Source organism: Psychrobacter sp. NPDC078631 (genome assembly GCF_050268165.1).
GTDB lineage: Bacteria > Pseudomonadota > Gammaproteobacteria > Pseudomonadales > Moraxellaceae > Psychrobacter.
In genome coordinates this window covers 125,091-149,052 of record NZ_JBNNGG010000002.1, presented here as the reverse complement: position 1 = coordinate 149,052, position 23,962 = coordinate 125,091, and the positions used below count along the sequence as shown (strand labels likewise).

Genomic DNA, 23,962 nt, shown 5'->3' with positions numbered 1-23,962 from the left:
GCATTTAAAGGCAACACGTTAACGGTCGGTGTAAAATTGCCTAAAAGTGAATCACTGACGCTACATTATAATCAATCCACTATAAATCCGATAGGATGTCAATCGTATACCATGAACTAAGTATACTGTTTTAGCTCGTATCCTATGGTTTCGAATTATACTAAGCTAATAACAACCTTATTCTACCAGTCATCGGCTTCGATATCATCTTTTCCATACAACTACTGTTTTTTCATGACGTTTTATATTGATCTTACTGCCCATGAGCGCAGTCTTACAAACCACCCGCGTTATCGTTGGTGGTTTTTTATTGGGTGCGGATAAGTTTTTGCAAATTGTGACAGCAATGGCGTAAAAATTTGCTAGTCTAGGTCATCAATAGATTGGTTATCGATAAATATATCGCGATTATAATAGTGACGGTGAATATGAGTTTAGAGTATGCGCTGATTAATGATACCAGCTGGCAGAGCCAAACAGAGTGGCAGACACCAGATACCCCTTTCATGTCATTTGCCTTTTGGCAAGCGTTGACTGACACCGGAGCAATTGGTGAGCAGGCAGGGTGGTTACCGATATTTATTTTGGTACATCGTGTCGCCGACGCTACTAATAGTGCCGATAGTGAAGAGAGTACCGATACCTTAGTAGACAGCGCGGCAGAAAATACATTGCAGCCTGTGGCCGTCATGCCAGTATTTATAAAAGGTCATCATCGCGGTGAGTTTGTATTTGATCATGCATGGGCTGAAGCTTATGCGCGCTATGGCGTTGATTATTATCCGCGACTGGTCACTAGTGCACCATATACACCGATTACTGGTCAAAGGATTTGGTTGGCAAAAGGTGAAACCTTGAATGAAGATATCCTCAAAACAGCCATCGCAGGTATCGATGATATCGCTCAACAAGTGGGCGCCTCAAGCTGGCATGGACTGTTTGTGACACCTGAGCTTGCCTCTATCGCCACCACATCTATGCCAACTGAAATTGATGTAGAGCTTGCGATAGCGGCTCAAGAAAACGGCGTAGAGTCAGCTGTTATTGAGCTACCGATATTTGAGCGTCAAGGTTGCCAGTTCTTATGGCAAAACAAAGACTTACTTAATGACCGTAAGCCATTTGCAGATTTTGATGCGTTTTTGATGACCTTAAAAGCCAAAAAGCGCAAAACCATTCGGGCTGAGCGTCGTAAAGTTGCTGAGCAGGGCATTAGTTGCCAGCGAAAGTGCGGTGATGCTATTAGCGATGCTGACTGGAAGGCTTTTTATCACTGTTATGTGATGACCTATGCAGTACGCGGACAGCAGCCTTATTTGACGATAGACTTTTTTATGGCATTGGCAGTAAGCATGCCTGAGCATATAATGCTTGCGCAAGCACTCGATGCCAGTGGTGAGATTATCGCGAGTAGTTTGTTCTTATATGATAGACCTGATAGTGACAATGTTGATGGTGACAAGGCTGATGGCGATAATAATGCTACCTTATATGGTCGTTACTGGGGCGCGCTAGGTGAATATGACAGCTTGCATTTTGAGCTGTGCTATTACCAAGGTATCGAGTTTGCTATTGAGCAAGGGTTGATATCTTTTGATCCTGGTACGCAAGGAGAGCATAAGCTGGTACGTGGCTTTATTCCAACGACGACACATTCTATCCACCGTATCTATGATCCGCGTTTTGTACCAGCGATTGGCGATTTTTGTGTCAGAGATCGGATGCATATGGCGCAGTATCGTCAGCAGGCCTTTGAAGCTCTGCCTTTTAATGCAGACAATATGCCTGAATTTGATGGTAGTGACTCATAGCACTAATTCGTAATGGTAATCAGCTTTGATTAACTCTGTTTCACTTTGCAAGCACCTTTTAACTGTTAAACACTCTTTAAATAAACACTCTTTAAAAAATACTAGCCATAAACTATGACCAGCAATTCTTTTAGTTCTACCAGTGGCCTACCTCCTACTGAACTCATACCTTGGCTAAATGCTGAAGGCTCTCTCACTGCGATATTAGAAGAGAAGGCAAGGCAGCCGCTGCGCGTAAAACGCAGCTTTGAAGGCTATCGTTCGCTAACTTTAGGTCAAAAAAAGCAGCTGGGTGTACGAGGTATGATGCTAAATCGTCCAATGCTGGCATGGGTACGGGAAGTGCAGCTGTATGGTAATGATGAAATACCATGGGTCCAAGCACAGAGCATCTTTCCTTTAAACAGTTTAAAAGGTCAGTCTCGTCGTCTTCAGCATCTGAAAAACACACCTATCGGCTACGTGTTATTTAAGCGTCGCCGTACCTTGCCAAATGAGCGTTTTATCAGTCATACGAGTGACGGTTGGCAACGACAAACGCGTTATGATTGGTATGGTCGCATGCTTATGATTAGTGAAACTTTCTTACCAGCGTTCTTATAATCACTTTACTATAATAGTCACTCCACTATGAAAGTATTGCTGCGTTAACTGCGCTTGAGGTATTTAATATACATCTACACTCGGCTGCCTTGTACCATTTTTAAACTGAATCGACTATATAGTCAAGTCTATATAAATCCGCTACATCGTCATCCTCGCTAAGCATACTAATGTATAACTTGCACTCGGTTTCCTTGTATCGAAATTATATTGAATTGACTATATCTAGCGACATGTAAAAATATTTTATGCCTAAAACAGCATAAAGGTGCAGGCAAGAGAAAAAAGTCAGCGGGTAAATCCTTTATTTTATTGGCTATTTATCTGTGTTATATAGTCATTTAATTCCCTCATCTTAAGGTGAGGTTTTTTTGCGCTCACAGCACAAATTTTCATGTTACACTTAATCTTTCGCGATGATATCGATGCAAATGTACATCGATTTTATTGACGAATCAGTCAAGTTAATAACAGGTCAGTCGCCTGTATTTATTCTTATTTCAATCTTTGCTAATAGACTCCATTCACAATAATGGTCATACCGTAAAACAGACTGCAGAAAAACAGCGTGCAGAGGTATTAATAGTACTTCAGCGACGTTGACGCAGTAGTTGTTTTATTGTGGGCAGGCTATAAGCTTCTTTTCAATGACGTTTTTTAATGACAGTCACTACTTAGGACATCACTATGTTTAAAGATATTTCTATCAAAGATTTTGATCCAGTACTTGCTGAAGCGATGGCCGCAGAAAGCGTTCGTCAAGAAAACCACATCGAGCTTATCGCCTCTGAAAACTACTGCTCACAAGCAGTAATGGAAGCACAAGGTACTGACCTTACCAACAAATACGCAGAAGGTTATCCTGGCAAGCGTTACTATGGTGGTTGTGAGCATGTGGATGTGGTTGAGCAATTAGCCATTGACCGCGCTAAAGAGTTGTTCGGTGCAGAGTATGTGAACGTTCAGCCGCATTCTGGTAGCCAAGCAAATTCAGCCGTATTTTTAGCATTGCTAGAAGCAAATGACACTGTACTAGGCATGAGCTTAGACGCTGGTGGTCACTTGACGCATGGCGCACACATCAACTTCTCAGGTTTGAACTACAATGCCGTACAATACGGATTGGTAGATGGCACTGGCCTTATTGATTATGACCAAGTAGAGAGCTTGGCGCGTGAGCATAAGCCAAAAATGATCATCGCGGGTTTCTCAGCATATTCACAAGTAGTTGATTGGCAGCGTTTCCGTGACATCGCGGATGAAGTAGGCGCGTATCTATTGGTCGATATGGCTCACGTTGCAGGCCTAGTTGCTGGCGGTGTTTATCCAAACCCAGTACCTTTCGCTGATGTAGTTACAACGACTACGCACAAAACCCTACGTGGCCCACGCTCAGGTATGATTTTGGCACGTGATGAAGTACTGGCTAAAAAGCTAAACTCAGCCGTATTCCCAGGCAACCAAGGTGGCCCGTTGATGCATGTTATCGCTGCAAAAGCAGTTTGCTTTAAAGAAGCGTTAGAAGATAACTTTAAAACGTATCAGCAGCAAGTAGTGAAAAATGCGCAAGCAATGGCAAAAGTGGTTCAAGAGCGCGGCTATGAAGTCATCTCTGGCGGTACTGAAAACCATCTAATGCTGATCAGCCTCGTTAAGCAAGAAATGACGGGTAAAGAAGCGGACAAATGGCTTGGTGAAGCGCACATCACTGTCAACAAGAACGCTGTACCAAACGATCCAAAATCACCATTCGTGACTTCTGGTATCCGTATCGGTACGCCAGCTATTACTACTCGCGGTTTCAACGAAGTACAAGCGGGTGAGTTGGCAGGTTGGATCTGTGACGTACTAGACAGCCGCGGTGATGAAGCGGTTGCTACTGAAGTACGCTCTAAAGTAGAAGCGATTTGTGCAGAATTACCAGTCTATGCTAAAAATCAGTAAACTTTAGAATGGCAATAAAAAAACCGCTAAGCTTTTGCTTAGCGGTTTTTTTTGTTATTACTCTCTATAAGTATTAGAGCGTTTAACGCAAACCTATGTTGATATTGCTATTTAGCTCTTTTAATTATATTTAAGTCTGTTATTTAACCTGAAAATCACTACCGACATTTTTCGATAAGTGTAGTGATCTTGACTGAGTTCTGGTATTAATTTTAAGGAGCTAAGTTGATGTTTAATGAAGAAAAATGTGTAAATCCCTTTGTTTATACAAAAATATTAGTATATAGTCAGTATTGAAGTTCTAGTAATAATACTAATACAAATTATAATAAATAGTTACACTTTGTATTAGTATCGCTGTAATTGATTGAATAATTATATAAATATTATTTTCAATAGAGGGATTTACATGAAAAAACAATCTTTAGTCGCAACGATGCTATTACTCAGCACGACTCTTGCGCAAGCAGCAGAACAATCAGGTTTAGCAGCATTTGGAGCAGGTCTCGATGGCTTTATGTCCAATATATTTGGCTGGTTCGTCGACCTTATTTTCTTTTCAGTACCTCTTGGAGACGTCAGCTTCCCGCTTATTGTGGGTTGGTTATTAGTTGCCGCACTCGTATTCACTTTTTACTTTGGATTTATTCAGTTTCGCCAAATAGGCTTGTCTCTAGATATTGTCAGAGGCAAATATACCGATCCCAATCCCGCCAACAAAGAAGAAGGCGAGGTCAGCCATTTTCAAGCCTTAGCTACTGCGTTATCAGGTACTGTTGGTCTTGGTAATATCGCAGGCGTTGGTGCAGCACTTGCTATTGGTGGACCTGGCGCTACCTTTTGGATGATTATGGTCGGCCTATTCGGTATGGCGACTAAGTTTGTAGAATGTACGTTAGGTGTCAAATACCGTACGGTACTACCATCTGGCGTTGTATCAGGTGGCCCTATGTACTATCTAAGCCGCGGTATGGCTGAACGTGGTATGGGCGGATTAGGTAAGTTTCTGGCTGTTGGTTTTGCACTCATGTGTATATTGGCGACCTTTGGTGCCGGTAACATGTTTCAGGGTAACCAAGCCTTTGCAGTCATGAGCTCTACGTTTAGCATTCCAACGGACTACAGTGTATTCTTTGGTATTGGCTTAGCGTTTTTAGTCGGTATGGTTATCATTGGTGGTATGCCGCGCATCGCAACCGTTACCGAAAAAGTCGTACCTTTTATGGCTTTGTTATACATTACTATGGCGGTAATCGTACTGATTGCTAACTTTAATCATATCGGTGCTGCATTTGGCGAGATTTTCACAGGTGCCTTCACTGGTGCTGGCGTGGCTGGTGGCTTTATTGGCGCATTGATTCAAGGTTTAAAACGTGCAACTTTCTCTAACGAAGCTGGCGTTGGTTCAGCCGCTATTGCTCACTCAGCAGTAAAAACCAAAGAGCCTGCTACTGAAGGTTTAGTAGCGCTATTAGAGCCTTTCATTGATACGGTTGTTATTTGTACGATGACGGCGCTTGTTATTACTATCTCTGGGGTGAACACTGCCGCAAACTTACAAACCCAAGCGCTTACTGGTGTGGATCTAACCCGTGCAGCCTTCATGGAAACGGCGCCTATCTTCCAGTATTTCCTAGCTGTCGCGGTATTGTTGTTTGCTTTCTCAACGATGATTTCATGGTCATATTATGGTCTAAAAGCTTGGACTTACCTCTTTGGTGAAGGTAAAGGCGGCGAGATGATATACAAATTGATCTTCTTAATCTTCGTTGTTATCGGTACCATCGTACAGTTTAGCTTTGTTATCGACTTCTCAGATGCGGCTCTGTTCGCGATGGCTATCTTTAACATCATCGGTCTATACTTCTTGATGCCAATTGTGAAAAGAGAAGTTAATTCTTTCATAGCACGTGTGAAAAGTGGTGAAATTAAAAAGTATAAATAATAGGTTTGATTGAACACTCTATTATAACTTGATAATTAAAAAAGCCCGCCAAGATGAGTCTTGGCGGGCTTTTCGATGGCTGGTATTTGTTATTTACTAAATAGCTATTAAGTTTTGATCTGTGGCAGCATCAGTCTACATAAACGGCAACTTCGTAAAAATCTGCAATATCGTGGCATTGACGATATCAACAAAGAACGCACCTACCATCGGTACGATTAGAAATGCTTTAGGTGAAGGCAAATAGCGATCAGTGACTGCCTGCATATTTGCAATTGCAGTCGGGGTCGCACCCATACCAAAACCACAATGCCCCGCTGATAATACAGCCGCGTCGTAGTCTTTACCCATAATTTTAAAGGTAATCAGGTACACGTAGATAATCATAATGATGGTCTGTACGACCAATATGACTAGTACAGGGCCTGCCAAATCGGTCAACTGCCAAAGTTTTAAAGACAATAATGCCATGGCCAAAAACAGGCTTAAAGAGGCATTACCAAGTACATCAATTGAGCGGTCAAACATATCAAAATTGAAGACCATCGTTAGTACATTGCGAATAATGACGCCGCCTGCCAGTGCCCATACGAAAGTAGGTAACTCAAACCATGTACCTTCAGCAACGATGGCCATCACATCGGCAAAAGCCAAAGCACCTGCGAATAGTGCCAAGGTTTCGATAGTAGAAGAAGCGGTGATAAAGCGCATGCTATCAGGTCTTTCAAAAATATCTTTATTACTACCTGCAGACTCCTCATCGTGTTTGGTGCTATATAACGACTGTGCACCAGCAACTTTTTCGATATCGCTAGGATCAGGGTTGGCTGGCGTCGGTTTTAGTCCAAGTCGATTAATCAAGCGACGAGCAACAGGACCTCCAACGATACCACCTGCGACCAAACCATAAGTAGCAACCGCAATACCAAGCGTCGTCGCACCGACTACACCGTAGTCTTGTTCTAACGTAATGCCCCAAGCGCCTGCTGTACCATGACCACCCGTTAGAGCGATAGACCCTGTCACTAGACCGAGCAAAGGATCAAGTCCCAATGCACTTGCCATGGCCACACCAACGACGTCCTGCAATACAATGAATACTGAAACAACGATAGTAAAAATCAATAATGGTGTGCCGCCTGCTTTTAGCCTACTAAAATCAGCACTCAGACCGATGGACGCAAAGAACATCAACATGGTGGCGGTCTGTAGTCCTTGATGAAAGTTGAAACTATATCCCCAAACCATATTGAGAGCATAGACAACAATCGCCGCGACCAAACCACCAGCAACAGGTTCTGGGATATTAAAGTCTTCTAAAAACTTGATTCTCCGCACCAAAAACCGCCCAAGCAGCAGCACTAAGGTGGCCAATATCAGGGTGTAATAACCGTTTAAGGTAATCTCCATAGGTTAATCCTTTCTATAAAATAAATTAACCTGAATTCGGGATAAATATGGCTTTATCTCGAATTCAGGTTTCTATGATGACGAATAATTATCGATGACTATCGGCGGTCAAGCTTGCAATATATAGGCTTTTAACGACTAAATGTCTAACGCATAAGCTTCATCCTCAGATGGCACGATGATCCATAATTGTGGTTTGCCAAATTCTCTAAAGGCATCCTCAATAATGCTTTTAAAGACATTGAAGTCCTCAGTGTTTATCTTTTTGACGTCTGTCAAATCCAGCTTTAAATGAATTACTTTACTGTCTGTTAGACAATCCCATGCACTGTCCCAGTTGTGTGAAAAATAACTGGGGAAGTCACAGGCCTTGGCCAAACTCGTCAATAGCTCAGTTTTTTCGAGCGTGTCACCGACGGCTATAGTAACAGCCTGCGCAGGAATGCTAGTACCCAGTGCTGTACCGTTTTGGTTAATGTGGTCTTGATTAACATGGCTTTGATTAACGTAGTGGATTGCTTGGTTCATACTGTCTCGATTCATATCGGCTTGTTTCATATCAGCTCGTTTCATATTAAGGCACCTGTAGTCTTTGAAAGCTATCATAGTGGTCGATAGTCAAGTAATAGACGGTAGGTGGGTTACCACCTGTGACGATACGCCGTGCGCCGCGATGAGAGACACCAGGGGTGGGCACGGTATATTCGCGGTAGTAGCCTTGTGACTGGGCGGGTAGTCTGCCTTCACGGTTATAAAACGTCGTGCCATCTTTATTTGGATAAGGAAACGGGCCGCCTTGCTGAATAAGCGCAATCGTATTATCGACCTGTGCATCACCTGTTATACCAGCACGGACGACTTGGCTCGTATTATTATTTACGTCTTGCGATACCGTTGTCGACTCGATGCTATCAGCAAACAATGTCGAATTTAAATCGCCAAAGAAATAGAAAGCGATGGCAATTATAGCGATGAGGCTAAATAGCGTAGAGCCTAAGCTTCTTTTATTTGGTTTACTATTGTGACTGCTACGATTTGAGTTATGAGTGCTGTGATGGCTATTAGTATTAGTAGGTGTATAGTTTGGAATACCTGATGCAGTATCTTGTTCAAGGCTCAATGAAGATGAGGTCACTTCAGTGGCTCTCAATTGGTTTTTATCATTACGGGCACTGTTAAAATAGACACTTTGTCCAACCGTTATAGGCTTCGCCAGTCTTGCTTTGCTAATATGAAAGAACACATCTTCACTTTGATTATCTACATCGATAAAGCCATAGCCTTTATCTTCGTTCCAGTGCTTAATCTTGCCACTTTGCATGGTCGTACCGCTCCCTATAATTTAAATGCCTTAACTAAAATACTTATGATTTAAACGAAGAAACGCCAGCATAATTGCTGACGTTTCTGATTACTCGTTTCGATAATCGGTACTGGTATGATTAGGCACGGGTTTCGCCATGACCATAAACGATCCATTTCTGTGAAGTCAGACCTTCGAGACCGACAGGGCCACGTGCATGGATTTTGTCCGTTGAGATACCAATCTCAGCACCGAGACCGTATTCAAAACCATCAGCAAAACGGCTAGAAGCGTTAATCATCACGCTGGCTGAGTCCACTTCTCGGATGAAGCGTTGCGATTTGGTATAGTTATCAGTGATGATGACATCGGTATGATGGCTGCCGTGCGTATTGATATGTTCAATCGCTTCGTTAATACCTGCGACCACTTTTACCGCTAGGATAGGAGCTAAGTATTCAGTATCCCAATCCTCAGCCGTGGCAGCGGATAGATGACCTTTAAGCTTAGCATTGTCATTTAGAATAGCTTGCGATTTGTCATCAAGACGCAGTTGCATCGCATCATCAGCAGCAATGATGGCTTCGGCAATTTTAGGTAATAGCTCATCTGCGACTGTTTCATCGACCAGTAACGTCTCCATCGTATTACAAGTGCCGTAGCGATGTGTTTTGGCATTGACGCTGACTTTGATCGCAATCTCAGGATCCGCATCACTATCAATAAAGGTATGGCAGTTACCGTCTAAATGCTTAATCACAGGTACTTTTGCATCGTTACTGATACGCGCAATCAAACCTTTACCGCCACGTGGCACAATGACATCAACATATTCAGTCATGGTGATCAGTTCACCAACGGCTGCACGATCGGTTGTCTGTAGCACTTGCACGCTATGTTCTGATAGATCAGTATGGCTAAGTCCTTTGATGATGCATTTGGCAATGGCTTGGTTAGATTCAAATGCTTCAGAACCACCGCGCAAAATAATGGCGTTGCCTGATTTGAGTGCCAGTGAGGCAGCCTCTAAGGTTACGTTAGGACGCGACTCATAAATCATACCGACTACGCCAAGTGGCACCCGCATTTTGCCCAAATGAATACCCGATGGCTGATAGGTCATATCAGTGACTTCACCGATTGGGTCAGGAAGACCAGCGACATCTTTAAGACCTTGTAGCATACCGTTAAATCGTGCTTCGTTTAGCTCCAAGCGGTCGAGGAGTGCGCTATCAAGATTGTTTTTTTGACCGTTGTCCATATCGATTTTATTGGCAGCCAAAATGTCTTGTTTGGCATTGACCAGCTCATCATGAATGGCTAATAGTGCTGAATTTTTATCGCCAGTGTTGGCAGCAGCCAGCGCGCGAGAAGCGGCTCGTGCTTGCTTGCCGACAGACTGCATATAGGTCGTAATATCCGTAGTATTCGATTGACTCATAAATTATTTTCCTTATGTGATACAGGTTTTTTATAACTAAAAGCGCCCAATTTTATATAGGTAAAAGTACCTAAAAAGGCGAAAAATGTCGCAAAAAAAGAAGTTTTGAATGCCTACTCAAATAGCGATAGGTCATTATGCTATTTAACATAGAGCAGATTGAGACGATAGTAAAGATGATTTTGTGAACAGAATCCGCTTTGTAGCGCTCTTGTAGGGGCTTATTTAAAGTAATATTGCTGATACTAAGCGGTATTTATTCAAGACAATCGCGTTATCAGTACTACACTATATCTTTACGTGTTTTTAACAGAATTGCGCTGTAAATACTAAGGTAGCTGCGAGATATCCTCAGTATAGTAAGCATTAAAACAGCAAGGCTATCAGTAGATAGTACTTAATCTTATTATGATGAGTGATGGAGAACGAACATGGCTACGAAAAATACAACTTATAAAAATTGGTTAACGGTTGGCTTGGTAGCAAGTGCTTTGGCATTAGGCGCTTGTAGCAAAAAAGACGAGACACCGATGGAGACTGAAGCTGATACTACTGTAGACGCTCAAACCTCTGTAGAAGAAAGTGCAACAGCGAGCGACAATGATGATGTGGCCGTTGCTAGTGCCGATGATGAAGGTATGGACGTTACCAATAACGATGATGTGGCAGTGGCGACAGCAGAAGATGCGGATATGATGGATGGTACTGAAGATTCAGAGCATGTATCGACGTATTAATCGCATATTATAGAATATATTAGCTACATCATAAGTGTACTAACTAGATACTATAAATAGGCAGTTATCAGATAACACAACGTCTCGTATTCTAAAGTGATAAAATAAAGCCCAGAGCGATAAATGCAGTCTGGGCTTTTTTGTATTCGCGGTTTGTTAGAAGCTGATTAACCCGTTGGTTAAATACAATATTTGCCTTTTTACTGCGTAATAAGAGACAATATGGCATTTTTCTCTTTGCCTCATCAGGCATATTACGATAATGCATCTAGATGCTTGTACTATATATAGATATAGCTCTTATTTTATTCGTGTTTTCACTCATATTTATTGGAAGTCTGCTGAACCATGCTTGATACTGCAAAAAACCCGACTCGGCCTATCGCCCTAGACTTACAAGACATCCATAAAAGCTACGGCTCATTAGAGGTATTGAAAGGGGTTTCCCTGACTGCCTATGATGGCGATGTTATCTCTATTTTGGGCTCATCTGGCTCAGGTAAGTCGACGTTGCTGCGTTGTATTAATCTTCTAGAAAACCCCAATCATGGTCGTATCTTGATCGGTAATGAAGAGCTGATGCTAAAACCTGCCAAATCAGGTGAGTTACAAGCGGCAGACGTGAAGCAGCTAGAAAGCTTGCGCGCTCGTGTGGGATTTGTCTTTCAGAACTTTAACCTATGGCCGCATAAAACCATTCTACAAAACATCATCGAAGGGCCAACGCAGGTCTTAAAGATTAAAAAAGACCAAGCAATTAGTGATGCAGAAAAGCTGCTCGATAAAGTAGGCCTGCTCGACAAAAAAGACGCTTATCCTGCCAACTTATCTGGTGGTCAGCGTCAGCGTGTCGCAATCGCCCGTGCGCTTGCTATGCAACCACAAGTTCTATTGTTTGATGAACCAACCTCTGCGCTAGATCCTGAACTGGTCAACGAAGTGCTTGCGGTAATGCGCGAGCTAGCAGAAGAAGGACGTACGATGCTTATCGTTACTCACGAAATGCGCTTTGCCCGTGAAGTATCAAGCAAAGTCGTCTTTTTACATCAAGGTGTGGTTGAAGAAATTGGCACACCTGAGCAAGTCTTTGATAACCCTACCTCTGAGCGTGTTAAAGATTTTATGGCGTCACACCGTCCTACCTAGTTATTAGTTATTAGTTATTTGCCTAATATCATGTTCAATACAGATGGTGGCAACACTCTTGCCACCATTTATCCTGCCAAACATAAAATCACTGTAACGTAACCATTGTTGACTGTTTATTGCCCAATGATAACTATGAGTATGCAAAACGTTTGTTTTTGATATTTTACTCAGGTATTATCAAAAGGTTTATAGGCCGTCACGTCTCGTGGCTGTCTGTTATTCTGCTATCTATATTGCTTGTCTGGCAGGGACGTCAGAGAACAAAATATCAGAACCCTAAGTCAGAAAATCCTGTCAAAAACTTATGTAAAACCCATCAGAATTTAAGGAACGTATGATGTCGAATTCTCGCCTATTGTGGTCATCGATGACCGTTACTGCTGCATTGATGTTGAGCGCTTGTAGCCAACCTGCCGATGAAACTACCGATACCAACGCTGACGCCCCTGCAGCAGAAACCACTGGTAAAACCATTCGTATCGCCACCGAAGGTGCTTACCCTCCATTCAACTACACTAATGCTGACGGCAGCTTGGCAGGTTTTGATATCGATGTTGCCAACGCTTTGTGTGATCAAATGCAAGCCAAGTGTGAAATCGTTGCACAGGACTGGGACGGTATTATCCCAGGTTTATTGGCACAGAAATATGATGCGGTGATTGCAGGTATGTCTATCACCGCTGAGCGTCAAGAAAAAGTTGATTTCAGCGAGCCGTACTTTGCCAATACGATGGTATGGCTAACCAATACGGATGGTGGTTTTGATCCTATGGCGATTAAAGACGCAACGCTTGGTGGTCAACGCTCTACTACGCCAGGTGCTTATCTACAGGATAACTACGAAGGCAAAGAAGGCAACACAGTCCAGTTGTATGACAACTATGACAATGCCTATCTAGATCTAAAATCTGGTCGTAGCGATGCGGTATTGGCTGAAAAAGTTTCTGCAAAATCATGGTTAGCAGAAAACGCAGCGGGCTTCGGTATCGTTGGTGATGAAATTGATAACGATGACAATATTGCCATTGCTGTACGTAAAGGTGACTCACTCAAAGCTGACTTTGACAAAGCATTGAGCGAAATCCGTAGTAACGGTGAGCTTGCACGTCTTGAGCAGATGAACTTTGGTCAATAATGACTCACTGAAGATTTATGCTTAGAACAAGTAACGTTTGATGCGAGTAATGCTTAAAACCGAGCATGTTTCAAATAAACGGTGTTTATAAGCATAAATCAGCAAGCAGTAATTGACGATACAGCTGGTAAATATATTAAGGAATAAAACTTATGACAATTTCAATGACATCATCAATGAGCAAAAAAGTATTGTGGCTAGCACCGCTTAGCGCAGCAATGCTAATGCTGGCAGGTTGTAACAATAGCTCAGCACCAGCAGAAAATGCTGAAGCTGATACCGCTACTGAAGCGCCTTTAAATATCAAAATCGCGACAGAATCAAGCTACAAGCCTTTTAGTTATACCGATGCAGATGGCAAGCTGATTGGTTACGAGATTGAGCTGGTTGACGCACTATGTGCGCAAATGAAAGCTGAGTGTGAAGTCATCTCTCAAGATTGGGATGGTTTGATTCCAGGGCTTAACGCACAGAAATTTGATGCAGCTATCGCAGGTATGTCTATCACGCCTGAGCGTAAAGAAGTGGTTGATTTCAGTGACCCTTACTTCCATAGCGGTATCATCTTGATCGGCAAAAAAGGTGATGACTTAAGCGTAGAGTCGCTAACAGGTCTACCAATTGCCTCACAGCGCTCAACTGTTGCCTCGCAATACCTACAAGACGAGCATGCAGATGCTGATATCAAACTATACGATACGCAAGACAATGCTTATTTAGATCTGACCTCAGGCCGTGTGCGCGGTATGATGTCTGACAAAGTAACGGGTATTGACTGGTTAAAAACAGATGCAGGCAAAGGCTACGAAGTCAAAGGTGAAGAAATCAGCACCAATGACGACGCAATGGGTATTGCCTTCCGTAAAGGCGATCCGTTAGTTGCTAAGTTCAATGCAGCATTGGCTGAGCTAAAAGACAACGGTACCTATGATCAAATCACGGGTAGCTACTTTGGTACTAGCTCAACAGCTGCAGCACAAAAAGCGGTGGCATCAACTGATAGTGTCGAAGAAGTAATGGTCGCTGAAGAAGAAGCGCCAGCTAACTAATACGATATCTAGCAGTTTGACTGCTGTTGTTTAAAGACGTGTTGTTTACTCAAGAAAAAACCAAGGATGATCATGAGCAACCATTGTGCCCCAATCTGTGCCACGACTGGCAAATCTAACATTACTGTAGCCAGTCGTCTGTCTATGTCATTGCTGGCGCTAGCGACGGCCTTTATCGTTGCTGGCTGTAGCAATAGCCAAGAGAGTGCGGCTGATACCAATCCAGAGGCTACCGAAGCAACGGCAGCCTCTACAGGTGATGTATTACGCATCGGTACAGAAGGGGCCTATGCGCCTTTTAACTATACCAATGCCGACGGGACACTGGGTGGTTTTGATGTTGAGATAGCAAATGCACTCTGTGCGGATATGCAGGTGACCTGTGAGATTGTGGCGCAGGACTGGGACGGTATTATCCCCGGCCTAAAAGCAGGTAAGTACGATGCAATTGTGGCCGCGATGTCCGTTACTCCAGAGCGTTCGCAGCAGGTGAGCTTTACCGATCCGTACTTTAGCAATGCCTTGGTTTTTTTGGCCAAAAAAGACAGCAGCTTTGACCCTAGTAACAACAGCGATATCGACTCGCATTCTATTGCTGCACAGCGTTCAACTATCTCATCGCAGTGGCTAGAAGACACGTATCCAAAAGCCGATATGAAGCTTTATGATACGTTGAGCAATGCGTTTTTGGATCTTGGTTCAAACCGTGTCGATGCAATGATTTCTGATAAGCTGCCTGCGATAGAATGGCTGAGCTCAAATGCTGGTAGCAAATATGCGCTAAAAGGTGATGAGATCGATATCAATGATAATTTTGCGATAGCAGTACGCCCAGGCGATCCGCTACAAGCAAAGATCAATCAGTCTCTTGCTAATATAAAAGCTAATGGTACTTACGATAAAATCAATCAAAAGTACTTTGCGGTGCCAGCATCTGCAACGAGCACAGTTGATGAAGACGCAGATACGGGTACAGATACAGATATTAGCGAGCAACCAGCGATAGAAAACGTTAGTTAATAGCTAACAGTAGTTAGAGATGGTAGTCAAAAAATAGTGTTTTGATCAATAAAAGGATATCGCCATCATGGTGATATCCTTTTTTATTTGTCGTTATAGCAACGAATATACATAATAGCCGCCTATCAATTTTGCTCAAATTTAGTCGGCTTATTGTATGTCTCTAGAGGCAAGTGTCTGTTTAAGTACGGTTTAGGCGCAGCTTTTACGCGTCAGTATTAACATCACGGCGAGTGAATATGATAAAATCAGCGCTCATTTCTACTGTGTCAATTATCGCAGCGTTAATCGTATTCTTCTGACGTCATTTTTTGATGCCGACCATCCCTATTGATTTGGTATAAAATACGGTGTTTCGCTGCGTTCAGCTATTGATGCTGATTCTTTTAACTCATATTTTGCTAGGGCGTGTCTTCATTTTAAAAATGGTAATAAAAATGAGATAAATTGCAGTCAAACAAGGAAAATAGCGCAAATAATATCGAGATATTAGTCAGCTATTTAACGCCGTTTGGCAAGATTTAGCCGTTTTTAAACCATTTAGATGTCTATTGATTGAATTGAAGACATGCCCTAATTGCTAATATAAAGAGACTGAGTGGATAATCGTGTTTGACTTACAAGGATTTGGCGCGCTTTTATTAAGCGGCGCTACCGTCACCATACAGCTAGCCGTGACCAGTTTGATCATTGGTCTGGCTCTAGGCTTGCTCGGCGCAACCGCAAAGATGTCCAATATCTGGTTGCTGCGTAAACTTGCGACTGTCTATACTGCGACAATGCGCGGTATTCCTGAGCTGCTATTGGTGCTCTTTATTTACTATGGCGGCTCTATCTTATTGATGAGCATCCTCAAAAAGTTTGGCTATAACGACTATGTCGAGATTAGCGCTTTTTGGGGTGGTGTCATGGCACTGTCTATTGCTTTTGGTGCGTATGCGACTGAGATTTTTCGCATGTCCATTCAAGAGATTCCAGTAGGGCAGCGAGAGGCTGCGCAAGCGATTGGTATGCGTCCTTTTCAGACTTTTTATCGCATCACTTTACCGCAAGTGTGGCAGATTGCTTTACCAGGTTTGGGAAATTTATTTCTGGTACTGCTCAAAGATACCGCATTGGTATCGGTCGTGGGTCTCAAGGACATCATGTATCAGTCATCGCGTGCGGCACAGTCTACACAGCAGCCGTTTACCTTTTATATGGCAGCAGCGATTATTTATTTGGGTCTGACCATGTTGATTACTGGCTTTATGATGTGGCTTGAGTGGCGAGCCAATCCTGCGGCACGCTATGCCAAAAAGATAAGCCGTCAATCCACTCACAGTCAATCGACCATAGGGTAGAGGAGAGATACTATGGATTGGAATTGGCAGGTCATTTTTGACCATATCCCTGATTTACTAGGCGGCGCGGTATTGACCGTACAGCTGGTTTTGTTTTCAGGTGTGATTGGATTGCTGTTTGGTTTGGTTTTAGCGTTGTTACGACTGTCTAAGAATTGGGTGGTGCAGATACTACCATTCCTGTATATCTTCTTTTTCCGTGGTACGCCGCTGCTGGTACAGATATTCCTGATTTATTATGGTTTGGGTCAGTTCGAGGCCGTACGTGAGTCGTTCTTATGGGAGCCAGTACTTAGCCAAGCATATTGGTGTGCCATCATCGCCTTTACTCTCAATACCAGTGCTTACTTGGCAGAGATTATACGCGGGGCGATTCAGACGATTCCGATTGGAGAGCTTGAAGCTGCTGATGCGCTTGGCATGTCAAAGTGGCAAAAGCTAACACGGGTTACGCTGCCGCGCGCATTTGGTATTGTGATTCCAGCATACAGTAACGAAGTTATCTTTATGCTAAAGGGTAGTGCGCTCGCTTCGACTATTGCATTGATGGATATCACAGGTGTTGCTCGTACGATTAGTGCGCGTACCTATACCTTGATGGAACTATTCTTTGCCGCTGGTATCGTCTATCTACTGCTGTCATGGGTTATCTTGTTTAGCTTTAGAATGTTTGAAAAGCGTATGAACCGCCACGCCAGTTATGTACCGCCAGATGTCGTGACCAATACGATTCCATAGTTAGCAGTTAGCAACTAAAAATCGTCAAAGTCACTGTAAACAATATAGTATGGACTGCTGATAAAATAGCCATCATTTACAGGGAGAGTTTAGTATGAGCCAATCGCCACACGAGTCATTAGCGAACGCCATTGCAGCTGGTGTCAATGCCAAACAAGGCGCTATTAATCATAATGAAAGATTGCGTACCTCTATTGGTAAAGTTGTCTGTGTTGGTCGCAACTATGCGGCACATGCTGCAGAGTTGGGCAATGAAGTACCAACCACGCCGATACTGTTTATGAAGCCTGCGTCTTCAGTGGTCTCTATCCGTGGTGATGTAGTTCGCCCAAGTCCAGAGCTGTTTGGCGAGACTCACTACGAGGCCGAGCTATGTATTCAGTTATCAGCTGATTTATCTATGGCGACGATTGAGCAAGCTCAACAAGCCATTGGTGGCATGACACTAGGACTGGATTTGACCTTGCGTGATTTGCAAAGCAAGCTAAAAGAAAAAGGTCATCCGTGGGAGCGTGCTAAGTGTTTTGACGGAGCTTGCGTGCTTGCTGATTGGCTCGACCCACAAGCGTTTGGCAATCTGCAGAATGTACAGTATCAGCTATCTATCAATGATAAATTAACGCAAGATGGTGATAGTGCCTTAATGCTATTTCCTGTCTATGAATTGCTGGTCAATATCAGTCACGCCTTTAGCTTGCAAGCAGGGGATGTAATTATGACTGGCACGCCAAGCGGCGTTGGTGTATTGCAAGCAGGCGATCAGCTTAAGCTAAAACTGGGTGCTCATGAGTGGGTATCACAAGTACAGTAAGCTTGATTGCGATAACAGATACATATTAAAAACCCTGAGCAATTGCTTGGGGTTTTTGCTTTTAAGCCTTTATATTTATTTTTTAACTTTGCTAACTGCCAAACAACTCTAACTATCTAATCATTCTATTTTTCAATAATCATCAGTACAGTCGATTGTCATCAGTTTGTCACCTATTGTTCAGCGTGCTGTCATAAAGGTTGAGTAGACTTAAGCGGAATTCGTATTTTTGTGATCGTAATGATGAAGCCGCGATCAACTCTCTGCCAATCTAGCCTAATAGCAAGGTGACTGATAATGACATTATTGAACAATGAGCGAACGCTTGCCCACGAAGTGGTTGAAGACTCAAATCCTACTAACAATACTGACTTTCAGACGATTATCAATCGTCGATTGAACCGCCGTAGTATCCTAAAAGGTGGCACAGGGTTAACGGCTGCCGCGTTTTTTGGCGCATTACCTTTAGTCGGTTGTAGTGAAGACGACGATAGCAGTATTGTTGGTAATAACGATAATGCCGCTATCCCTGCACAAGGTGATTTGAAGCGTCCTGATACCTTAAAGTTTGAGGCAGTCGCGCATTCAACGGCGGATACGATGACCGTAGCAGCGGGCTACAAGGCAGAGATGATATTACCGCTGGGTACGCCGCTAAACTCTGGTATCGAGGATTGGAAAGACAATCGCGAGCAATCAGCAGAGTCATTTGAATGGCGTATGGGTGACAACCATGATGGGATGTGGTTCTTTGGCAAAAACGGTAACGCTTACGATGCTAAAGCGTCAGAAAACAGCTTGCTAGTCATGAACCATGAATACGTCAATAGCAGTGAGCTTAGCCCATTTGGCTATTACGTCACTCAAGATAACGATGCTGCGCCTATCTTTCAAAACCGTCGTCTCGCAAGCGACGTCCGCCGTGAAGTCAATTGTCATGGCGTCTCGGTGGTTGAATTAACTCGCCGCGCAGATGGTATGGGTTATGAGATGGTACCTGACTCTAAATACAATCGCCGCATTACTAGTAGTACAACAGCGCAACTGGCTGGCCCTGTGGCAGGCTCTGCTCTGGTCAAGACCAAGTTTGACCCGACAGGCTATCAGACTCGCGGTATCAATAACAATTGCGGCGCAGGTCTTTCACCGTGGGGTACTTATCTGACTACCGAAGAGAACTTTTTGGGTGTGTTTGCCCGTGGACAAGATGCCAGTCAATTGAGCGCTGGTGATAACTATGCTCGCGAGCGCTACGGTGCGGTGGAGGACTTCCCAGGTTGGGAGTATCTATGGCATACCCCAGAGGCAAAGGATGCCAGGATAGCAGACGAGTTCTCACGCTGGGATATGACCGCAGTCGGTGCCAGTGCTGCTGAAGATTATCGCTATGGCTTCAATACTTTTGGTTATATTACTGAAATTGACCCATTTGACCAAAACTCTATACCGCAAAAACGTACCGCACTGGGCCGATTCGCTCATGAAAACTGCGCGTATGCTCCTGTTGAGCAAGGTAAGCCAGTGGTATTCTATATGGGTGATGACGCCCGAGGTGAGTACATTTATAAGTTTGTCTCCAAAGCGATGTGGTCAAACTCGGACATCGGCGGCGGACTAAAAGCAGGTGACAAATATCTGAATGACGGCACGCTATACGTGGCGGTATTTAACGAAGATGGTAGCGGCGAGTGGAAAGCACTCGTCCATGGTCAAAACGGACTGGATGCTTTCAACAGCGTATTGCCGTTCAATGGACAGGATGAAGTATTGGTCTTTGCTCGTGCTGCTGCCGATGCTGCTGGTGCTACTAAGATGGATCGACCTGAATGGGTATCGGTCAGTCCCATGACGGGCGATGTCTACGTGACATTGACCAATAATAAATATCGCGGCGTACGTGATGACCAGCCTGTCTCAGCTTCCAATCCGCGTAGCTATCAATCAAGCGGAAAAGCGCTTGGTAATGACAATGGTCACATCATTCGCTGGGCAGAAGCAGGCGGTGACCATGCCGCAACGAGCTTTGAGTGGGATATCTATCTGTTTGGTGCGCCAAGTGACTTATCAGCAGAAAACCTATCTCAGTTAAATGACAATAATGACTTTTCTTCACCTGATGGGCTATATTTCGACCCGCGCGGTGTCTTGTGGATTCAGACAGATGACGGCGCTTATACCGATACCAGTAGCTGTATGTTGCTCGCGGCTCTGCCAGGCAAAGTCAGTGATGGATCGATGACGACCACATCGGCAGGGCAGTCAACCCGAGTTGGCACATCTGCTAGCAATGACAATATTAAACGATTCTTTGTTGGTCCTGAAGGATGCGAAGTAACAGGTATTACCATGGCACCAGATTTTAAGACGCTGTTTATCAACATTCAGCATCCTGGTAACACATGGGGCGCTGTCGCTGGCGGTAGTATTCCTCGTTCAGCGACTGTGATGATTACTCGCGAGGATGGTGATGTCATACTGGCAGAATCATTTGATACGGCTGATAGCACGACATAGATAGATAAGCTATAGGCGAATAATAGAAACAACCAAAATGCTCACAACCATAAAAATCCCAAGTTAAGGCTTGGGATTTTTTATTATTATATTGATTTGATGGCTAACGAGACCGCCTATCACCTATTTGGCTCTGCTAGTCGTCATCCCGCTCTAAAGTCAAACCATTTACTTCTATTTGCTGCAGTTACAGGATAATATAGACCATTACTTTTCTCGCTGAATGTGCAAATATTATGAGCAGTCCAAAGGTGTTTTATAACGACAGTGTTAGTGACAGCGACGCTCAAAATGATAGCAGCTATACTCGTACTCATCATGAGCTCGATGCGCATTTTGTCCCAGATGCAAGTGTACCGCTACACAGTCATCTATATGAACAGATCGACCAACTCGAAGCCATTGATATGGATGAGCTGGTCAAGCTACTAGCAGATTCGGATGACAGTGATGAAATCAACAAAACACCTGTATCTTTGGCTGATTTTTTTGAAGGATTGGCGCAGCTTGCCACCATGGGTGTGGTTGAGATTACAGAAATCGTAGAAGCCATTCACCGTGAAGTTATTTTGCGTCCGCTAGGCCGCTTCAATGACAAACATTTAAATAAATGGTCGCGCGGATTTACTGGACGTATCTATGGCACGATACGTCATGTGATGCAGATGGTCGGTAATAATCTGGCGTCTGTACTACGCATATACAAAAACCTGATTCTCCAAAAGTCAGTTCAACCACTACCAGACTCACTAAAAAAACTGGTCAATGTACTCAATGGTGTCATGGGTGATCATCTGGTCAATAATCAAAATGCGCACGCCATTCCGATGATGCTCTACACTCAAGACGGCAAGCCACAAAATGAAGTGCTATCAGGCCGCATCGCTATTTTGTGCCATGGTCTATGTATGAGTCATTTGAGCTGGCAAGCCCAAGCAGATAATGATTTAGGCAAGGCCATTCATATCAGCCAGCCTGATACCACGGTGCTGTATTTGGATTACAATACGGGCCGTCGTATCTCGCGTAGCGGCCGTAAGTTCTCTCAATTGCTACAAGTGATGGTCGATGACAACCCAAATATCAGTCAGATAGATCTGGTTGGACATAGTATGGGCGGTTTGGTCTCTCGCAGTGCACTGTTCTATGGTGAGCAAGATCGCCTAGACTGGATCAAGCGCGTTGGCAATCTCATCACGCTAGGTTCGCCGCATCATGGGGCAGTCCTTGAGCGTATCGGTAACTATGTGCAAGACATCATTGCCAAGCTGCCGTTTGCAGGCTCACTGGCCAAGCTCGGTGATATGCGCAGTGCTGGTATCATTGATCTACGTCATGGCAGTATTCGGGATGCAGATTGGAAAGCATTAGAAGGGCGTAGCGTACTACCACAGGATTTTCGTCATCCTGCACGGTTGCCAAGTGGTATTAAGACTTACTTTGTCGCTAGTGCATTGCTTGAGACGCATTATGATTCTAAGGTGACTGATTTGCTAGGGGATAGCTTGGTATCGGTAGCTTCAGCCTTAGGTGAGGATGACGCTGAGCATGCTTTGTTTGTGCCAGATGGTCACAAAGCCATATTTTATGGCGTCAATCATATGAACTTAATCCATAGTAGACGAGTACGCGAACAAGTGGTTGAATGGCTACTTGATAATGGTCGAAGTGACTATGCTGGACGTCCGCGCATACATTCTTATCCTAGAAGTTTAGATGTGGCGGTGTAGTGATTTAATGTGAAAAACAAAAACCCTCAAGCGTCATGCTTGAGGGTTTTTTTATAAAAACTGATTTATAGTAAGTAAGAAAAAAAACTTACTCAGAAAATATTGCTGCTACATCATCTTTATTGAACTTATAGACTTCACCGCAGAATCCGCAATCCATCTCAAATGTACCGCCTTGCTCTTCGACGATATCTAATGCTTCCGCTTCGCCGATTTGCTCGATTGCCATTTCACACTTCTCGCGTGAGCAAGTGCAGCCAAATGATAGAGGCGCAGGCTCAGGTGCCACGATGTTTTCTTCGTGATACAAGCGATAGAGTATTTCGTTAGCGTCCAGTGTCGTTAGTTCTTCTGGTTTGACCGTACGCGTCAATACAGACAAGCGCGTCCATAAATCATCGTCGATACCCGCGTCTTGGTTTTGCTCAACTTCAGACGTTTCTTCAGCAGTACGCGGTAGCATTTGTACCAAGATACCACCAGCTTGCAGGCCGTCAGATGCCAAGTTAATCAACGTTGGAATCTGGGCCGACTGCTTTTGATAATGCGCTAAGCAGTCCGCTAGATTGTCATGGCTACGCTCAACGATACCTTGGTATGGCTCACCGCCATCAGGCTGAATATTGATGAACAATACGCCTTGTCCCATCGCACCAAGCTCTGCAAAGGCTTCTTTGGCATGGGTCATATTGTCCCACGCTTGTACTTGCTCATCCGTCTCGCCTTTCCAGCTAGCAAGCGCACGAATGATACCGTCTTGATCGCATTCTGCCATCGCCCAGTTTAGTAAGCTGTCACTGTCTGATGATTGCAACTGAATAGATAGGCGGCCGTTGATTTTTACCGTACTGATTAGCAAACTCGCTGCCGTCAGCATCTCACCCAATAAGCGTTTGATGGCTTCAGGATAGGGCTTTTGTGCAATCGTGCTTGCGTAGCTGCGTGATAGACGTACCACATCACCGCGCACGGGAGAGTCTTCAACAAAGAAACGTTGGCGAATGTCGTTGCTGCCATGGTTGCCAGTAGTTTGGCTGTCCATATTTGGGACTTGGATATCTTGAGTCATAAGTCATTTGTAGTATAGAGAAGTTGTTTGCTTTATGGGGATTACTAGCGATTTATCAATCTCACTTAGCAGACTGTTTTGACGATTATAAGCAGCAAAGGTTAATAACGAGCTTAAACAACCAAGCAGCTGTTTGTACAAAGTTCTGAGTAGATAGCCGCTATGAGCCAACATTTTATAGTTAGAATATAAATATATTCATAAATACGT

At 43.8% G+C, this 23,962-nt stretch carries 19 protein-coding genes; 14 read left to right on the top strand and 5 right to left on the bottom strand.

Translation table 11 applies throughout. The features are described from left to right. Positions 1-428: 428 nt before the first annotated feature. The 4 genes from ACQKCP_RS06720 (at position 429) to ACQKCP_RS06705 (ending at position 6,303) form a co-directional block, all read left to right on the top strand. Positions 429-1,811, top strand: a complete 1,383-nt coding sequence (locus ACQKCP_RS06720) for a GNAT family N-acetyltransferase (RefSeq protein WP_427611756.1) — start codon at positions 429-431, stop codon at positions 1,809-1,811. A 114-nt stretch (positions 1,812-1,925) separates the two neighbouring features. Further along, positions 1,926-2,414 carry a chorismate--pyruvate lyase family protein gene (locus ACQKCP_RS06715; RefSeq protein WP_427611755.1) on the top strand — a complete coding sequence of 163 codons (489 nt, stop codon included), beginning with the start codon at positions 1,926-1,928 and terminating at the stop codon, positions 2,412-2,414. 687 nt (positions 2,415-3,101) lie between these two features. Beyond that, complete coding sequence (glyA, locus tag ACQKCP_RS06710) at positions 3,102-4,358, top strand: serine hydroxymethyltransferase (protein WP_427611754.1); 1,257 nt, start codon at positions 3,102-3,104, stop codon at positions 4,356-4,358. Between the two features lie 409 nt (positions 4,359-4,767). Continuing rightward, the gene (locus ACQKCP_RS06705) at positions 4,768-6,303 is read left to right on the top strand and encodes an alanine/glycine:cation symporter family protein (protein ID WP_427611753.1); all 1,536 of its coding nucleotides are present in this window, start codon (positions 4,768-4,770) and stop codon (positions 6,301-6,303) included. 135 nt (positions 6,304-6,438) lie between these two features. Here the strand turns inward: ACQKCP_RS06705 and gltS are convergent, their stop codons facing one another. The 4 genes from gltS to ACQKCP_RS06685 all read right to left on the bottom strand — a co-directional run bounded on the left by gltS (position 6,439) and on the right by ACQKCP_RS06685 (position 10,457). Beyond that, positions 6,439-7,713, bottom strand: coding sequence for a sodium/glutamate symporter (gene gltS, locus ACQKCP_RS06700; RefSeq protein ID WP_427611752.1), 1,275 nt, complete (start codon positions 7,711-7,713; stop codon positions 6,439-6,441). A gap of 138 nt (positions 7,714-7,851) precedes the next feature. After that, complete coding sequence (locus ACQKCP_RS06695; RefSeq protein WP_427611751.1) at positions 7,852-8,286, bottom strand: barstar family protein; 435 nt, start codon at positions 8,284-8,286, stop codon at positions 7,852-7,854. Position 8,287: 1 nt separating this feature from the next. Further along, the gene (locus ACQKCP_RS06690; RefSeq protein WP_427611750.1) at positions 8,288-9,034 is read right to left on the bottom strand and encodes a ribonuclease domain-containing protein; all 747 of its coding nucleotides are present in this window, start codon (positions 9,032-9,034) and stop codon (positions 8,288-8,290) included. Positions 9,035-9,155: 121 nt separating this feature from the next. Beyond that, positions 9,156-10,457, bottom strand: a complete 1,302-nt coding sequence (locus ACQKCP_RS06685) for a glutamate-5-semialdehyde dehydrogenase (protein WP_427611749.1) — start codon at positions 10,455-10,457, stop codon at positions 9,156-9,158. 431 nt (positions 10,458-10,888) lie between these two features. Between ACQKCP_RS06685 and ACQKCP_RS06680 the strand changes: the two genes are divergently transcribed. The 10 genes from ACQKCP_RS06680 (at position 10,889) to ACQKCP_RS06635 (ending at position 22,683) form a co-directional block, all read left to right on the top strand. Beyond that, the gene (locus ACQKCP_RS06680) at positions 10,889-11,194 is read left to right on the top strand and encodes a hypothetical protein (RefSeq protein ID WP_424506028.1); all 306 of its coding nucleotides are present in this window, start codon (positions 10,889-10,891) and stop codon (positions 11,192-11,194) included. Positions 11,195-11,542: 348 nt separating this feature from the next. Continuing rightward, the gene (locus ACQKCP_RS06675) at positions 11,543-12,340 is read left to right on the top strand and encodes an ABC transporter ATP-binding protein (protein ID WP_057758311.1); all 798 of its coding nucleotides are present in this window, start codon (positions 11,543-11,545) and stop codon (positions 12,338-12,340) included. Between the two features lie 337 nt (positions 12,341-12,677). Then, on the top strand, positions 12,678-13,478 hold the full coding sequence (locus ACQKCP_RS06670; protein WP_179799075.1) for a transporter substrate-binding domain-containing protein: 801 nt from the start codon (positions 12,678-12,680) through the stop codon (positions 13,476-13,478). Positions 13,479-13,630: 152 nt separating this feature from the next. After that, positions 13,631-14,527: a transporter substrate-binding domain-containing protein gene (locus tag ACQKCP_RS06665; protein WP_427611748.1), complete on the top strand. Its 897-nt coding sequence runs from the start codon at positions 13,631-13,633 to the stop codon at positions 14,525-14,527. Positions 14,528-14,599: 72 nt separating this feature from the next. Further along, positions 14,600-15,547 (top strand): ABC transporter substrate-binding protein, encoded by a 948-nt coding sequence (locus ACQKCP_RS06660; protein ID WP_427611747.1) that lies wholly within the window; start codon positions 14,600-14,602, stop codon positions 15,545-15,547. A 608-nt stretch (positions 15,548-16,155) separates the two neighbouring features. Continuing rightward, positions 16,156-16,890, top strand: a complete 735-nt coding sequence (locus tag ACQKCP_RS06655) for an ABC transporter permease (protein WP_057758316.1) — start codon at positions 16,156-16,158, stop codon at positions 16,888-16,890. Between the two features lie 12 nt (positions 16,891-16,902). Further along, positions 16,903-17,628, top strand: coding sequence for an ABC transporter permease (locus tag ACQKCP_RS06650; RefSeq protein ID WP_101205569.1), 726 nt, complete (start codon positions 16,903-16,905; stop codon positions 17,626-17,628). 181 nt (positions 17,629-17,809) lie between these two features. Continuing rightward, positions 17,810-18,439 carry a fumarylacetoacetate hydrolase family protein gene (locus ACQKCP_RS06645; protein ID WP_427612031.1) on the top strand — a complete coding sequence of 210 codons (630 nt, stop codon included), beginning with the start codon at positions 17,810-17,812 and terminating at the stop codon, positions 18,437-18,439. Positions 18,440-18,736: 297 nt separating this feature from the next. Beyond that, positions 18,737-20,953 carry a PhoX family protein gene (locus ACQKCP_RS06640; RefSeq protein WP_427611746.1) on the top strand — a complete coding sequence of 739 codons (2,217 nt, stop codon included), beginning with the start codon at positions 18,737-18,739 and terminating at the stop codon, positions 20,951-20,953. 236 nt (positions 20,954-21,189) lie between these two features. Then, positions 21,190-22,683, top strand: a complete 1,494-nt coding sequence (locus tag ACQKCP_RS06635) for a hypothetical protein (protein ID WP_427611745.1) — start codon at positions 21,190-21,192, stop codon at positions 22,681-22,683. Between the two features lie 88 nt (positions 22,684-22,771). On the opposite strand, the gene ACQKCP_RS06630 is transcribed toward ACQKCP_RS06635, so the two are convergent. Continuing rightward, entirely contained in the window at positions 22,772-23,752 is a 981-nt protein-coding gene (locus tag ACQKCP_RS06630; RefSeq protein WP_427611744.1) for an Hsp33 family molecular chaperone HslO, read from the bottom strand. Positions 23,753-23,962: the final 210 nt, after the last annotated feature.